The following is a 12,434-nucleotide window of genomic DNA, read 5'->3' on the forward strand; positions in this document are numbered from 1 at the left end:
GGGCTCAGCGCCGAATCGACCCCGGCTCAAACGTCTTCCTCGAACGCCGCCATCACGAGCCAAACGTCGCGTTCGCCGTCGCGTATCTCCGCCGCCAGCGCATAGGCATCGTTTGGCGAACATACGCGCGCGAGCGTGCTATGCGCGACTTCACCATTGTCGAACACACGCTCCGTCAACGGCCGCACTTCCTGCTTGCCTTCGAACATCGGCTGTTGCCGACGATACACGAGCGTCTCGGCCTTCCAGTTGCTGAAGCACTCGCGAACATGCGCGAAGTCCCCGCCGCAGATGTTCGCCTGATAATGAATCTTCTTAGTCACGATTTTCTCCCTCGATGGGGAGCGCGATACCGCCGGCGCGTTACGATGAACGCACAGGTGCATGGCCGCGCCCGCATCGATCCAGCGTTACTGTCCCTTCGTATCGCTGCTGGCATTGGCGCCGGGCGTGTTCGTCGTATCGGTCATCGGCTTGTTTGCCTTCGACTTCTTGTGATGATGTTTCATCGACGAAGTCGATCCCATGGTGCTGCCCGTGACATTCGACGCGGGCTCGTTGCCCGCCGTCGGCGCCGCGGTCGCCGCGCCATGCGCGTTGCCGCCGCCGGCGCCGCTATTGCCGTTACCGCCGCCCGCCTGCGCGAACGCGGCGCCCGACGCGACGGCGCCCGACGCGACCACACATACCGCGAACAGCCATGCCTTCGGATACTTGCTCATCTGGGTTCTCCTTGAAGTAAAAGGACGTGTGAGATCCTTCGGTTCCCTGCTGCCATCACTGAGAATCGAGCAAGGCCTATGCCGCGCGATGCAGTCGTCGCATGCGCGCATCGCGCTTTGCTGATCAGCGCTGGCGTCGGCACTGACGAAATAATTGCAAACGCGCTCGCATCCTTTACGCACGCGGTGCCTCGTCGCGCGGATGCGCCGCGCGCCACGGCGTAACGGCGCCGCATGGCTAGATGGAACGGCCGTTGCTAAATGCCTCGGTACATTCACCCCTTCAAAAAGGAGCCCATCATGGTGATGCAGACCCAGACACAAGGTGCGAACATCGTCGGTAAAGGCGCCGCGACCGCGGAAGGCCCAGGTCCGGATGTTATGGCAGCGGCTACGCTCGACGGCAACAAGGTTATCAGCAGCGACGGCGAGCACATCGGCAAGATCAAGGACATCATGCTCGACGTGCGTTCGGGCCGCGTCGCGTATGCGGTGCTGTCGAGCGGCGGTTTTCTCGGCATCGGCGACAAGCTGCTCGCGATTCCGTGGAGTGCGCTGACACTCGATACGCAGGAAAAATGCTTCGTGCTGAACATGGTGGCCGAGCGCGTGAAGAACGCACCGGGATTTGATAAGGATCACTGGCCATCGATGGCGGATCAGACGTGGGCCACCACCGTGCATCAGTACTACGGCAGCGAACCGTACTGGGGCGACGTCTATACGAGGCGCGACGACCTCGGCGTCGGTGACATTCCCGCGGGTTCGTCGGATGCGCCCGAGGCCGGTGGCGTGAAGCTCTGATCGCCAAATCGACCATTTTCGACGCGTGGCGAGTCCGACATTCCGCTTCAGGGGAGAACACAATGGCGACCCGAAAGACCAGCAGCAAATCGAAACGCCCTGTGTCTCGTGGCAAGTCGGGACGGCCGCCGCGTCAGCGCCACGCGCAGGCGCATGCCGCGCATCGCGCCAAAACCGCGAAGTCGAACGGCGCGTCCGGCGCGAAGAGATGGTCGCATCACGTAATGGAAACGAGCGACGCGATGGACATCCAGAAGGATATTTTCAAAACCGGCAGCGCGGAGTCCATCGCGCAATCGTTGAAGCACTCGTCGACGGCGAGCCGTCGACGCAAGGGCACGCCGTTTCAATCGGCGATGTCGATGCTCAATTTCTACATCAATCGAGCGGGCCGAAACCTGCCGAAGGAGCGGCGCGATACGTTGCAGCGGGCCAAGCGCAAGCTGCGCGAAGCGTTTGGACGAGAGCCGCGGTGAGGTGACCGGATGACGGCGCCATCACGCGGCACGGCGCTTCAGTCGGCTCCAGGCTGAATGCCGAAGGCACTCTGCACGGCCTCGTACCGCGAATTGACGTTCAGTTTTTCGAACACGTTCTTCATGTGCCATTTGACCGTCTCGGGTGCCAGACTCAATGATCGTCCGATTTCCTTGTTGGACAGCCCGCGAGCGACGTAGCCCAGTATTTCGAGTTCTCGCGCGCTCAGTGTGCCCGGCGTTATCTTCGTGTTGGCATAGCTCGACGAAGAAGATGGCGTGTTATCCGCCTCGTCGAAAGCCGACAGCACCGTGCCGATATACGTGGCGTGCCCGGTCGCGATTTCCGATGGCGTGCGGCGAAAGCGTTCCAGTAACGCACGCATCGGCGGCCCCTCGTCCACGAAGCTATTGATCATCCCCATCGCGCCGCCGATCCGCAGCGCGTTTCCCAGCGCGGCGAACGCCTGTTCCGAAGCACCGTTCTGCTCATGCGCGAGAGAAAGCAGCAGCGAAACGACGGCCTCGGCATAGCGCCAGCCCAGTGCAACCAGATTGTCGAGTGAGCGCGAGAGAAAACCAACCGCGTCGCCGGCGGCATTTTCAGCGAGCAGAACGCGGGCTTGCAGCACGCAGTAGCTTGCCCACGTTTCCATCGCCGAACCCCGTCGCCCTTCGCACATCATCGGTACGCTCGCGCTCAGTTCGTCGGTGACCTGTCGCGCCTCGACCACCCTACCGTCGGCAAGCAGCTGTCTGACGGTTTCCGCATCGCACGCGACCTTCAGACGCAACCATCGACGGGTTATCGCGAGCTGTCGACCGTCCTCGAGAACGGCGAGTGCCGGCCCTTTTTTGCCATCCCGCCACAGCAGGCGCGACGCGGTAAGCATATAGCGCATCAATGCGGCGAGCGGCGAAGTCTCCAGCGCGATGGTCATGCGACCGTCGATCAACTTCCGCGCCTTGGACAGCTCGTTGCACTCGTAGTAAATCGACGCAAGGCAACCGGCTACCGCGGCCGCGCCCGCCGACCACTCTCCTAGCTTGTCTTCGGAGTACCGCATCGCGACCTCCATCACCCGCCTCGCATCGGGAAGTTCGCCGTGTATCAGCGCGGCGATGCCGTACACCGCGTCGCGCAACATATCCGCGCTGTTCGGTTTCCGGCTGAGTCCCACCTGATCGACCCGCGCTCTCCATACGCGGGAGATGTAGGCGAACTGCCCTCTATACATCAAGCCGAAAATCTCCGCGCTTTGCCCGTAATGGCGTACCCACGGTTCCGCAGGCGCCGTCGATGCCTCAACGGCACGCCCGAGTTCCAGCGCATGTTCGCTGTCGTCGTTCACGCAAGCGATCACCGCGTGGATCGCGTTGATCTCCGCCCATGCGACCTCGTCGGCTACCGACCGATCATCACGGGCCATTCGTTCGAACTCGTCGGCAATCTCGCCGATCTCCTTCGACGCGCGCGCGGTCTCAAGCGACATCGCGAGAGCCCAGGCTTTCACCAGACGCAAGCGCAGTCGACCCGCGATCACGTCCGGCGGCAGTTTGCGAATCCAGCCCGGCAGCATGAACGGGTCGCCGCGTTGGAGCATCTCCATCGCACAGTTTTCGGCCCACTGCACCGCCTGCCCGATGTCGCCCGCTGCCAGCGCATGTCGCACGGCTTCGCGCCACAGGCGAGCCCGCGCGAACCACAGGCTGGCCCGGCGATGCAGCAACGGAACCTGTCGTGGCGTCTGACGCATGAGACGGCGGCGAAGCGCATCGCTCAGCAATGCGTGATAGCGATACCAGTTCTGCGTCTCATCGAGCGGCCGGATGAACACGTTATGCCGCTCGAGCCAGTCCAGCTTTTCTCCGCTTTCGCCCTCACCGCCCATGACATCGTCGCACAGCGTCGCCGTAAGCCGCTCGAGAATCGACGTGTAAAGCAAAAACGTCAGCATGGGCGGCGGCAAATGCGCAAACACCGTATCGTTCAGGTAGCGATCGATGCCGAAGCGGGAACCGGCGAGATGACTGGCGAGCGCGGCCACGTCATCGATCCGGTTCAGTCCGAGCGAAGCCAGCTGCAAACCGGCCACCCAGCCTTCGGTCGCGCTGTTCAACAACTCGACGCTGTTGCGGTTGAGCAGCGCGTTACCGGTGTGGTCGAAAAACGCCTGAGCATCGTCGAGCGAAAAGCGCAGATCGTCGACATTCACACGCGAAAGTTTGTCGGGCGAGCGCAGCCCGCTCAGCGACAGCGCCGGTTCACCGCGCGCGCCGAGCAGCACGTGCAGGTTGTCGGGCGCGTAGCGCAGCAGGCGCGACACGATCGCGAGAACGGGTTTCGCGCTCAGACGGTCGACGTCGTCGAGCACCAGGAAAACACCGCGGCCGTATGCGGCAATGCCATTGATCAGCACTGAAATGACCGTTCTGACCGGTGTGTGTGCATCGTTATCGAGAAGTTGCTGTGCCTGCCACGCGATCTCCTTCGACGCGCGACAAAGCGCCGCCACCAGATAGGCCCCGAGTTGCTGCGGATCGTCGTCTTCTCCATCGAGACTGAGCCACGCAACGGGACGCTTCTTTCTCGTTTGCGCTTCGCTCCACGCGGCAAGCAAGGTCGTTTTGCCGAAACCCGCGGGCGCGGTCACGAGCGTAATGTGACCCGGACGCCGTTCATCGAGTCGCCGGAGCAATCCCGGCCGTTGCACGCAACCCGCGGGAAGACGCGGCGGCATCATCTTGGTCTGGATCAGCGACACGATCCATTCACGCTCGAAACTATCAGCGGTTGTATTCATGAGTTGTCCTCTCACCGGCTATCCGTGAGAGGCATGGAGGATCGTTGTGAATTTGTTTTCAAGATACGCCGAACCGTGTGACGACTCAATGAGGAGCCGCGCAACGAGGCGCGACCAGCGCAATCCGCTTCAGGTCGCTCATGGTCTCGTGTCGGATCGCTAGCGGAGATCGCTTTGCGCGCCCTGCTCGGACCCGTCGTTCTTCGCGACAGCGTCTTCCGGCTCGGTGCTCGCCGGCGCTTGCGCTTCCGCGCTGCCAGCATCGGCCTCGTCAAGGCGGTAGCCGTGCGTATAGACGGTCGTCAATCGCACGCCGTTGTCCGGATGCAGGGCCAGCTTGCGTCGCAGCCGGTAGATATGCGTGTCGATCGTGCGCGACGTACTATCCAACTCGCGGCCCCACGCAAGCTTCGCCAGAAGCCGCTTGGAAACGACCCGTCCGACGTTCGCGAAGAAATAGGCCGCCACGTCGAATTCCTTTTCCGTCAACAAGATCGATTCGCCGTGCAGAAAAACACTGCGCTGCGTGACGTCGAATACGTACGGCCCAACCGCGATTGCACTTTCCACCTTGATGCTGCGTCTTGTGCGACGCAACAGCGCGCCTACCCGTGCCCCCAGCTCTTTGGCCCGGAACGGCTTGACGACGTAGTCATCCGCGCCGGCGTCCAGCGCCTGCACGATGTCGACTTCCAGAAGTCGGCTGGTCACGAACAGCACCGCGGGTTCGCGGCCCAGGTGACGGCGTATCCAGTACAGCACCTCGAAACCGCTCATGCCCGGCAATTCCCAGTCGAGCACCACGAGATCGACCTCGTTGGCCTGAAGAAAACTGATTGCGTCCTTGCCCCGCTCGACCTTGTTTATTCGATGCCCGGATTGCCCGATTTCCCTTTCGACCGAATCAGCTTGCGCGGGATCGTCTTCCACCAACAGGATATTCATCTATCACCTTTCTTCTTTCGCCCTGGCGACTTGAAGACCGGCCCGCTCGACAGATGCGGCGAAAGACATTTGCATCTGGAATTCCACTCACACGAGCAAGCAGTTCAAACAGGACGAAAAGCCAACATAAAAAAATCGCATACGGCACCAGGTCGGCGTGAGCGGCCAGCGGCGCCGGCCCCGTATGCCTTGTGAATTTCGAGAAGAAAGATAGAGCCAGTCGCTTTTCAAATCCCCCCCTTTGGGAGGGGGGGATGGTGTTTTCGAAGGGGGGGGCTCATATTGCACGATCACCCCCCTTATCAGCGATTCGATCTGGCGCGCGAGCATCCGGCCGCGCGTCGGCGGCGGTAATGGATCGGGATCGTCGCGGACATACAGCCGGTTTCCCCGTCGCGCTCGTACCGACGCCGCCCTTGACCTTCAGGTTGGAGGTCACGCGCGCGGAAAAGCCGATTGCAACGGCCGTGTAGCCCTTGTAGTTGCCCGAGCCGATTCCAACCGCGAGGGTCTTGCCGGGGTCGACGTCCGGGATCATCGTCAACGCGGTCGCGCCGGCGATGCCTGAATAGGCCTGGCGCGCCGCCGCGTTCACCCCCTGCTGAACCGAGTCCAACTGCTGCATGTTGATCGCGTCGGTCGGACTGACGCCCGGCGCGACGTTCGAGATCGTCAGTTCGTGACCGAGCGAGCCGATCGACACCGAGTTCGCGTCGCTGGCGGCGGAGCCCGCACCGAGCGCGACCGAGTTGGGCGCGGCCGCAACCGCATTCGCGCCGAGCGCCGACGAACCCGCGCCGCCGAGCGTGACTTTCGTGTGGGATGGGTCGTCGTACTGGACCGCGTCGCCGAGGCCGGTGGACAGGGAAGCGAGGCTGCTGTTGGTCGTGGTCAGCGCGGCGGAAAGCGACGTTACGTCGCTTTGTGCGAGCTGATGTCAGTTGAGGTCGAAGTCGACAACGAAGTCAATTGCCTGAAATTGACGGCATCGGTCGGGCACACGCCAGCGCCGCGCATCACGACGACCTTGCCCGGTTGCACGCGGCCGTCCTTGATCGCCGCGATCGCAACGTCGGATGTCGAGAAGCGGATCGCCTCGCCGGTGAACGCGCGCTGCTGACAGCCGGCCCGGTCTGAACAACGCTCACACCCCACACTGCCGCCCACGGTCCGCTGACTCTTCCACTGCCCCTGCTGTACCTCGAACAGCGTATAAGGCATCTGATCAGATCCCCATGCGGCGGAAGCGGTGCGAACGACCGCATGGATGCCTGCGCCGCTGTCGACGCTGATCGCAACGCGCTGGATCGAGGACGGCACCGCGCAGACGATCCTCGACGCGCAGCGCGCCGAGTTGCGCGCGCGCCAGGAGATCGCGCGCGAACTATTGCCCGCCGAGCATCTGAAGAGCGACCCCGCATGCATGTTCGTGTGGTTGCGCGTGCCGCCGCCGTGGCGCTCGGACGACTTCGCGGCAAACGCGCTCGCGCGCGGGGTCAACACGATGCCCGCATCCGCGTTCGCGGTCGATCGCTCGACGGTCGAGCACGGCGTGCGCATCAACCTCGCTTGCGCCGAGTCGCGCGAGCAGTTGACGCGTGGCCTGCAGATTCTCGCGCACACGCTACGCGACCGGCCGCGCGCGCTGTTCGGCACGATCTAGCTAGCAGTGGAAGCGTAAAGCGGAGCCGCTAGAATACGGCACTCCCCTCCCCGCCGAGCGCGCCTTCATCCGATGACTCCGTCCGACGATTCAAGCCCTTCCTCACGCACGCACGCCGCCGATGCGCTGTTCGCTTTCCTGAAGACGCTGCCGCTCGGCGACCGCTTGATCGAGGGCGGCTTCATGGCCGTGCAGGCCGTGGCGGGCGCGAGTCTCGCGTTCGGCATCGCTCGCGCGCTGCACACCGAGCAGGCATTCTGGGCCGCGATCACCGCGATCGCGGTGAGCCAGCATAGTTATCTCGACACCCGCAAGCTGTCGCGCGACCAGTTCATCGGTGCGATGGTCGGCGGTATTTTCGGGCTGATCGGCACGCTCGCGGGCGGCGGCCATTTTGCCGCGTACGCGGCGACCGTGGCGGTCGCGATCCTGATCTGCTGGGTCGTCAACGTCGGCAGCGCAGCGCGCCTCGGCGGCATCACCGCGACGATCATGCTGCTGGCGCCAGGCATCGGCCCGGCGTGGGACAAGGCCTTGCTGCGGCTTGCCGAAGTGACGCTCGGCACGGTCTGCGCGCTCGTGGTCGCGCGACTGATGGCGTCGTTCGAAAAGCGCGCGTTCAGCAAGGGCGGACCGCCCAGATAGAATCGCCCACGCGTTGAGTCTTTAGTCAGTCATCCAGAGCATCGTCCGTTGGCGTGCGGCGCCGGTAACGTCCCGGCGTCACACCGACGCTTTGCGCGAACGCCTTGCCGAACGCCGCCTCCGATTGATAGCCGACCGCCTCGCCGATGTCCGCCGCGCTGCGTTGTGTGCGCAACAGCAGATCGCTGGCGATCGCCATGCGGATCTGCGTCAGAAAATCCATCACGGTCACGCCCGCGCGCTCGTTGAAGTGGCGCGCGTAGGTCGCGCGCGACATCGCCGCGCGCTCGCCGAGTTCAGAGATCGTCCATGCGCGTTCGGGCGCGTCGAGCATGGCCTGCACCGATGCGCCGAGGCGTGCGTCCGTCAGCAACGCGAGCATCCCGGTGCCGTTCGCATTGCGCTCGCCGTGCACGCGCAGTGCCATCGCGAACAGCGCGTGGCTCAAGGCCGTCACGATCGCGAGCGCGCCAGGCTGACGCCGCTCCGCTTCGCCGCGCATCAGAGTGATCACCGCCTGCAACGCATCGAGCGTTTGCGCATCCCCGAGCGATACGTGCAGCGGATCGGGCAGCACATTGAGCAGCAACGCCGATGAACCGGCTGCATAGACGAAGCGGCCGCACAGCAGATCGACGCCGTCATGAATCGCGCTGTCGTTGGGCGCGTGCGCGGCCGTGGCAGTGGTTTCGTGGCCATCGTTGCGCCGCACCGGCAGCATGCCGTCATGCCCGAGCGTCAACGGCAGGCCACCCGCCGAGCGCTTTACGTCGCGCATGCGATGCGCGGCGCCACGCGGAAACAGCATGAAATCGCCGGCCTGCAATTCGAGCGGCACGCCGGCGGCGGTCTCGATCACACAGCTGCCGTCGAGCACCAGATGAAACGGCGCGACGCCCGCCTCCAGCGGCGCGTGATCGATGTCGAATGCGCCTGATAGCAGGCAGCGAAGATCGAGACTCGCTTGCGGCCGGGCAAGGTCGATCAGGCGACTGAGCGTGTCCATGAGACGAGCGCGCTAAAAGTTGAGTCGAATCAGTATTCAGGATATCGCGGCGCGGCGCAATACTTTGTCCCACGACGCCGGCAACCGCCGGCGCGCAATGGACCAAGGAGCACTGCCATGTTGAACTGGATCGATTACCGCAAGGAACTGTTCGGCCGTATCGGCGAAATGTCGAAGCTCGCGCCCGAAAGCGTGAAGGCGTATCAGGCGATGTCGAGCGCCGGTCAGAAGACCGATCTGCTCGGCGCGAAAACGCGCGAGCTGATTGCGCTCGCGGTAGCGGTCAGCCTGCGCTGTGACGGCTGTATCACGGTCCATACGGCCGAGGCGCTGAAGCACGGCGCGACCCGCGAGGAAATCGCCGAAGCGCTCGGCGTCGCGATGGCGATCAACGCGGGCGCGACGCTGGTGTACTCGGCGCGCACGCTGGACGCGGTCGCCGCGCACACGCAGGGGTAAGCGAGACTGATGATTAGCCGCAGCGATCGCCAAGTCGTCGTCCGTCCTTACGTGCCGCATCGACCGATCATGTCCGGCGATGCGGCGCGCGGCCCTTGTTGCAGCGATCGATCAAACGCCTACCAGCCTGGTGACCGTTCCTCAGAACTGAATCGTCGTGCGCAAACCGAGAACCGCTTCGTTCTCGATGCGCTGGGACGAATCGTCCGGGTGCGGAATTCCGCCGCCCGGCCGCCAGAAGTACTGGAAGTCCGCTTGCAGCATCCACCACGGCGCGACCTGATACTGATAGGTGGCTTCGAGCATGGTCTCCGCGCCGCGCGACGGATAGCCCGGCGTGTACAGCGGCTGCGCGCTCGCAAGATCCTGCGCGTGCGAGCCGATCTTCGCATAGCCGAGCGCGAGCCCGACCACGTCGTTGTCGCGCCCCTTGAACGGCGCCTTGAGCGTCACGCCCGCGTTCACGCCGAGATCGACCAGATTGCGATCGCCCGGCGCACCCATGATGCGCGCGAACACACCGAGCGACCGCGGACTGTCGGAGCCCGCGCGCCACACCATCTGATCGGCGACCGCGTAGAAGCTGTAGTTGCCGCGATGACTCGTCGGCACGCCGTTGCTCGCCGGATTCGCTAGCGACAGGCCGCTCGTGTCGAAACCCTGATCCGCGAAGTGGTTGCTGTTGTACCAGAAGCCGAGCTTGTAGGTGCCCGGCAGGCCGGCCGGCTTCGGATCGGACGCATTCGCCGACGGCTGGTTGATCGCGTACTGCAGTTCGCCGATCACGAGCACGCCGTTGCCGAGATTGAAGTTCGTGCCGCTCGCGTTGAGCTTTTGCGGATCGCCGACGCCTGGCGCCGGATTGCCGTCGAATACGCCGCCCAACACGGTTACTCCGTTCGCGAACGACGCCCGCGCCCTCACGCCGAGCGACGACAGCGGATAGGCCGGGCCGCCCGCCGGCAGATCGACGGACGGCAGCACTGGCCAACCGAACGTCGCGTTCATGAAGGTGGCCGCGTACTGGCTGACCATGAACTCCTGATCGAGACTCTGCTGACCGATCTTGACGTCGACGTTGCCGAGCGACTGCTGATACCACAGTTCCCACAGACGGGTAGCGGCGTCGGCTTCGATGCCGCTCGCGGTTTGCAGCGTTTGCAGATTTCTGGCGGTCAGGCTCGTGCCGTGAATCTGCAGACCGGACACGTTGAAAGTGCCGCCTGGCAATCCAAACGCCTTTTGCGTATCGACGACGAGTCCGAACTCGGTCAAGCCTTGATAAGCACCGCCGCGATTCGTCCTGCCCGAGAGGTTGCCCATGTACTCGCCGGTCTCCTGCAGATTGAAAGTCACACCGTAGTTGCCGAGCCACGGACGCAAACCGCCCATGTCGCCGAGCAGGTTCGGGCGCTCCCACAATCCCGTGGGCGCGGCGACGCTCTGATCGGCGGGCGCCGCATTGTCCGTGGCGCCGGGAGCCGGGGCGGCCGGGGCGGTCGATGGCGCCGCTTGCGTCGGCGCGGCTTCGCCGGGTGTCTGCGCGAACGCGCAAGGAACGAGGCCGAGAGAAAGAACCGCGCTCACGGCGATGGCACCGCCGGAGCTCTGCGGTCTGCGCTTGTAGATATTTTCCATCACGTATCTGGGGTTGAAGTTATAGGCGGATCGCTCCGTTGTTGTTCGCACACGCAGGTGGCAAACGTGTGTTCAATTCATTCCCGGCATGCAAGCTTGCGCGAGCCAGCGACGTTACCGTGACGCACTCCGGCGCACAACGAGCGCAATGCGAAAGCGCAACCGCCTCTGCAAGCAGAGGTTGCAGACGACGATCAGAAAAGAGGAAGCGTGCTACGGAAAACCGGCAGCAAAGGCCGGTCAGAATTGAAGCGCGCTAACCCGAATGGGGCGAGTTAGCGGCGAAGGAGTGAACCTGCGGCGACTATCTCGCGGTTGTGTTGCCGGCGCTGGCCGGCATCGGACTTCCACTGCCTGAACATGCGTCCATGGGTGACTCCTTCGATACGTTGGGGCGAATTGTATTGACGTCGCCCGAAAAAGCGCAAGTAAAAAAACGCATAAAGACAACGTCGGGTTCTCGGGGCCGCACGCAATGATTCTCGAACTCGTTGCGCAAGCCTTCGTCGATAAATGTTGGCTCTGCTTACAGAATCTGGTTGACTCCGGGTTTTTACCGCGTCTAGAATTCGCCCGTCTTCTCAAATGGGGCTGATGCCTTGGACACCTGCAGTAGTCGATCTTCGAACAGTTTCACTGCCTGACCGGCAGAACGTCCGCGCCCCTTCCCCGCGCCGCCGTTCCGCCAGCAGGCAGAACGGTGCGCGCCGTAGCAAATCTTCTTCGTGCACCTCGATCATGAGCGCCATGTGGACGCGGCCTTCGCTCGTCCGCACTGGCACGCCCTCGCAAGCCTTCGGGTTTGCGGCCGACGCTCGCCGATACCCGCGCGTGGTCGCGGGTTCTGGCGAGGCCGGTAAAACCACGCTGCGTGCCTGAGCGCAGTTCAACCCGACGAGGAGCCCCATGCCCGACAGTGACAGTTGTTGTTTATGCCCCTTCCCTTCAGCCTTAGAGAAGGAAAGCAGCTAGCAACCTGACGCCGCGCCAAGCGTGCGACGTTGGACCGTCTGCCCGCTTTCCGCTTTCCGCTTGCCGCGTCACATACGACGCGCGGAGAAACGTCATGTATTTCGCTCTGCTTTTGCCGCATCTGCCCTATCGCAACGAGTCGCGCGCTCACTACGAGTCGCTTCTGTCGCTCGATCCGGTCCAATCGAATCGGCTTGTCACGCTGTGGCGCCGAATCGGGTCGCTGCTCTCTTAAGTCCTGCCAGGTTTCTGTCACGAATCAACGCCATTATCGAAAGATTGTGGCGTTGCCTCGTCGTG

General features: G+C 63.4%; 13 protein-coding genes and 1 pseudogene. 6 read left to right on the top strand and 8 right to left on the bottom strand.

Translation table 11 applies throughout. The features are described 5' to 3' along the window. Nucleotides 1-26 precede the first annotated feature (26 nt). Together OKW40_RS24615 and OKW40_RS24620 are read right to left on the bottom strand one after the other, a co-directional pair. On the bottom strand, nucleotides 27-323 hold the full coding sequence (locus OKW40_RS24615; RefSeq protein WP_429403036.1) for a hypothetical protein: 297 nt from the start codon (nucleotides 321-323) through the stop codon (nucleotides 27-29). 87 nt (nucleotides 324-410) lie between these two features. Continuing rightward, nucleotides 411-722: a hypothetical protein gene (locus tag OKW40_RS24620; protein ID WP_429492134.1), complete on the bottom strand. Its 312-nt coding sequence runs from the start codon at nucleotides 720-722 to the stop codon at nucleotides 411-413. 300 nt (nucleotides 723-1,022) lie between these two features. Here OKW40_RS24620 and OKW40_RS24625 point away from each other — a divergent pair, with 300 nt between their 5' ends. After that, the gene (locus OKW40_RS24625) at nucleotides 1,023-1,526 is read left to right on the top strand and encodes a PRC-barrel domain-containing protein (RefSeq protein WP_184059940.1); all 504 of its coding nucleotides are present in this window, start codon (nucleotides 1,023-1,025) and stop codon (nucleotides 1,524-1,526) included. Nucleotides 1,527-1,588: 62 nt separating this feature from the next. Beyond that, complete coding sequence (locus OKW40_RS24630) at nucleotides 1,589-2,002, top strand: DUF3175 domain-containing protein (protein ID WP_187616654.1); 414 nt, start codon at nucleotides 1,589-1,591, stop codon at nucleotides 2,000-2,002. A gap of 38 nt (nucleotides 2,003-2,040) precedes the next feature. On the opposite strand, the gene OKW40_RS24635 is transcribed toward OKW40_RS24630, so the two are convergent. The 4 genes from OKW40_RS24635 to OKW40_RS24650 form a co-directional block, all read right to left on the bottom strand. After that, nucleotides 2,041-4,806: a LuxR C-terminal-related transcriptional regulator gene (locus OKW40_RS24635; protein ID WP_429492136.1), complete on the bottom strand. Its 2,766-nt coding sequence runs from the start codon at nucleotides 4,804-4,806 to the stop codon at nucleotides 2,041-2,043. Nucleotides 4,807-4,965: 159 nt separating this feature from the next. Continuing rightward, the gene (locus OKW40_RS24640; RefSeq protein WP_184059936.1) at nucleotides 4,966-5,751 is read right to left on the bottom strand and encodes a response regulator transcription factor; all 786 of its coding nucleotides are present in this window, start codon (nucleotides 5,749-5,751) and stop codon (nucleotides 4,966-4,968) included. 277 nt (nucleotides 5,752-6,028) lie between these two features. Next, complete coding sequence (locus OKW40_RS24645) at nucleotides 6,029-6,646, bottom strand: YadA-like family protein (protein ID WP_429493948.1); 618 nt, start codon at nucleotides 6,644-6,646, stop codon at nucleotides 6,029-6,031. Nucleotides 6,647-6,663: 17 nt separating this feature from the next. Beyond that, the gene (locus OKW40_RS24650; protein WP_429494011.1) at nucleotides 6,664-6,972 is read right to left on the bottom strand and encodes a hypothetical protein; all 309 of its coding nucleotides are present in this window, start codon (nucleotides 6,970-6,972) and stop codon (nucleotides 6,664-6,666) included. Between the two features lie 16 nt (nucleotides 6,973-6,988). Between OKW40_RS24650 and OKW40_RS24655 the strand changes: the two are divergent. After that, a pseudogene (locus OKW40_RS24655) lies at nucleotides 6,989-7,414 on the top strand (PLP-dependent aminotransferase family protein); the annotation flags it as partial. 72 nt (nucleotides 7,415-7,486) lie between these two features. Next, on the top strand, nucleotides 7,487-8,059 hold the full coding sequence (locus tag OKW40_RS24660) for an FUSC family protein (protein ID WP_429492138.1): 573 nt from the start codon (nucleotides 7,487-7,489) through the stop codon (nucleotides 8,057-8,059). A gap of 25 nt (nucleotides 8,060-8,084) precedes the next feature. On the opposite strand, the gene OKW40_RS24665 is transcribed toward OKW40_RS24660, so the two are convergent. Next, nucleotides 8,085-9,065, bottom strand: a complete 981-nt coding sequence (locus OKW40_RS24665; protein ID WP_429492139.1) for a cupin domain-containing protein — start codon at nucleotides 9,063-9,065, stop codon at nucleotides 8,085-8,087. A gap of 117 nt (nucleotides 9,066-9,182) precedes the next feature. On the opposite strand from OKW40_RS24665, the gene OKW40_RS24670 reads away from it, so the two are divergent. Beyond that, complete coding sequence (locus OKW40_RS24670; protein ID WP_184009880.1) at nucleotides 9,183-9,524, top strand: carboxymuconolactone decarboxylase family protein; 342 nt, start codon at nucleotides 9,183-9,185, stop codon at nucleotides 9,522-9,524. 141 nt (nucleotides 9,525-9,665) lie between these two features. Here OKW40_RS24670 and OKW40_RS24675 read toward each other — a convergent pair whose 3' ends face one another. Beyond that, nucleotides 9,666-11,162, bottom strand: coding sequence for a carbohydrate porin (locus OKW40_RS24675; RefSeq protein WP_429492141.1), 1,497 nt, complete (start codon nucleotides 11,160-11,162; stop codon nucleotides 9,666-9,668). A 1,066-nt stretch (nucleotides 11,163-12,228) separates the two neighbouring features. Here OKW40_RS24675 and OKW40_RS24680 point away from each other — a divergent pair. Next, nucleotides 12,229-12,369, top strand: coding sequence for a hypothetical protein (locus OKW40_RS24680; protein ID WP_184009884.1), 141 nt, complete (start codon nucleotides 12,229-12,231; stop codon nucleotides 12,367-12,369). The last annotated feature ends 65 nt before the right edge of the window (nucleotides 12,370-12,434 follow it).

Origin of the sequence: Paraburkholderia sp. RAU6.4a (assembly GCF_050435625.1) — a bacterium.
Classification (GTDB): domain Bacteria; phylum Pseudomonadota; class Gammaproteobacteria; order Burkholderiales; family Burkholderiaceae; genus Paraburkholderia; species Paraburkholderia tuberum.

Excerpts from the sequence above, each read along its gene's own strand:
- OKW40_RS24670 (WP_184009880.1), top strand. The coding sequence starts at position 9,183 with ATGTTGAACTGGATCGATTACCGCAAGGAACTGTTCGGCCGTATCGGC.
- OKW40_RS24650 (WP_429494011.1), bottom strand. The coding sequence starts at position 6,972 with ATGCCTTATACGCTGTTCGAGGTACAGCAGGGGCAGTGGAAGAGTCAG.
- OKW40_RS24620 (WP_429492134.1), bottom strand. The coding sequence starts at position 722 with ATGAGCAAGTATCCGAAGGCATGGCTGTTCGCGGTATGTGTGGTCGCG.
- OKW40_RS24665 (WP_429492139.1), bottom strand. The coding sequence starts at position 9,065 with ATGGACACGCTCAGTCGCCTGATCGACCTTGCCCGGCCGCAAGCGAGT.
- OKW40_RS24675 (WP_429492141.1), bottom strand. The coding sequence starts at position 11,162 with ATGGAAAATATCTACAAGCGCAGACCGCAGAGCTCCGGCGGTGCCATC.
- OKW40_RS24640 (WP_184059936.1), bottom strand. The coding sequence starts at position 5,751 with ATGAATATCCTGTTGGTGGAAGACGATCCCGCGCAAGCTGATTCGGTC.
- OKW40_RS24635 (WP_429492136.1), bottom strand. The coding sequence starts at position 4,806 with ATGAATACAACCGCTGATAGTTTCGAGCGTGAATGGATCGTGTCGCTG.
- OKW40_RS24660 (WP_429492138.1), top strand. The coding sequence starts at position 7,487 with ATGACTCCGTCCGACGATTCAAGCCCTTCCTCACGCACGCACGCCGCC.
- OKW40_RS24630 (WP_187616654.1), top strand. The coding sequence starts at position 1,589 with ATGGCGACCCGAAAGACCAGCAGCAAATCGAAACGCCCTGTGTCTCGT.
- OKW40_RS24625 (WP_184059940.1), top strand. The coding sequence starts at position 1,023 with ATGGTGATGCAGACCCAGACACAAGGTGCGAACATCGTCGGTAAAGGC.
- OKW40_RS24680 (WP_184009884.1), top strand. The coding sequence starts at position 12,229 with ATGTATTTCGCTCTGCTTTTGCCGCATCTGCCCTATCGCAACGAGTCG.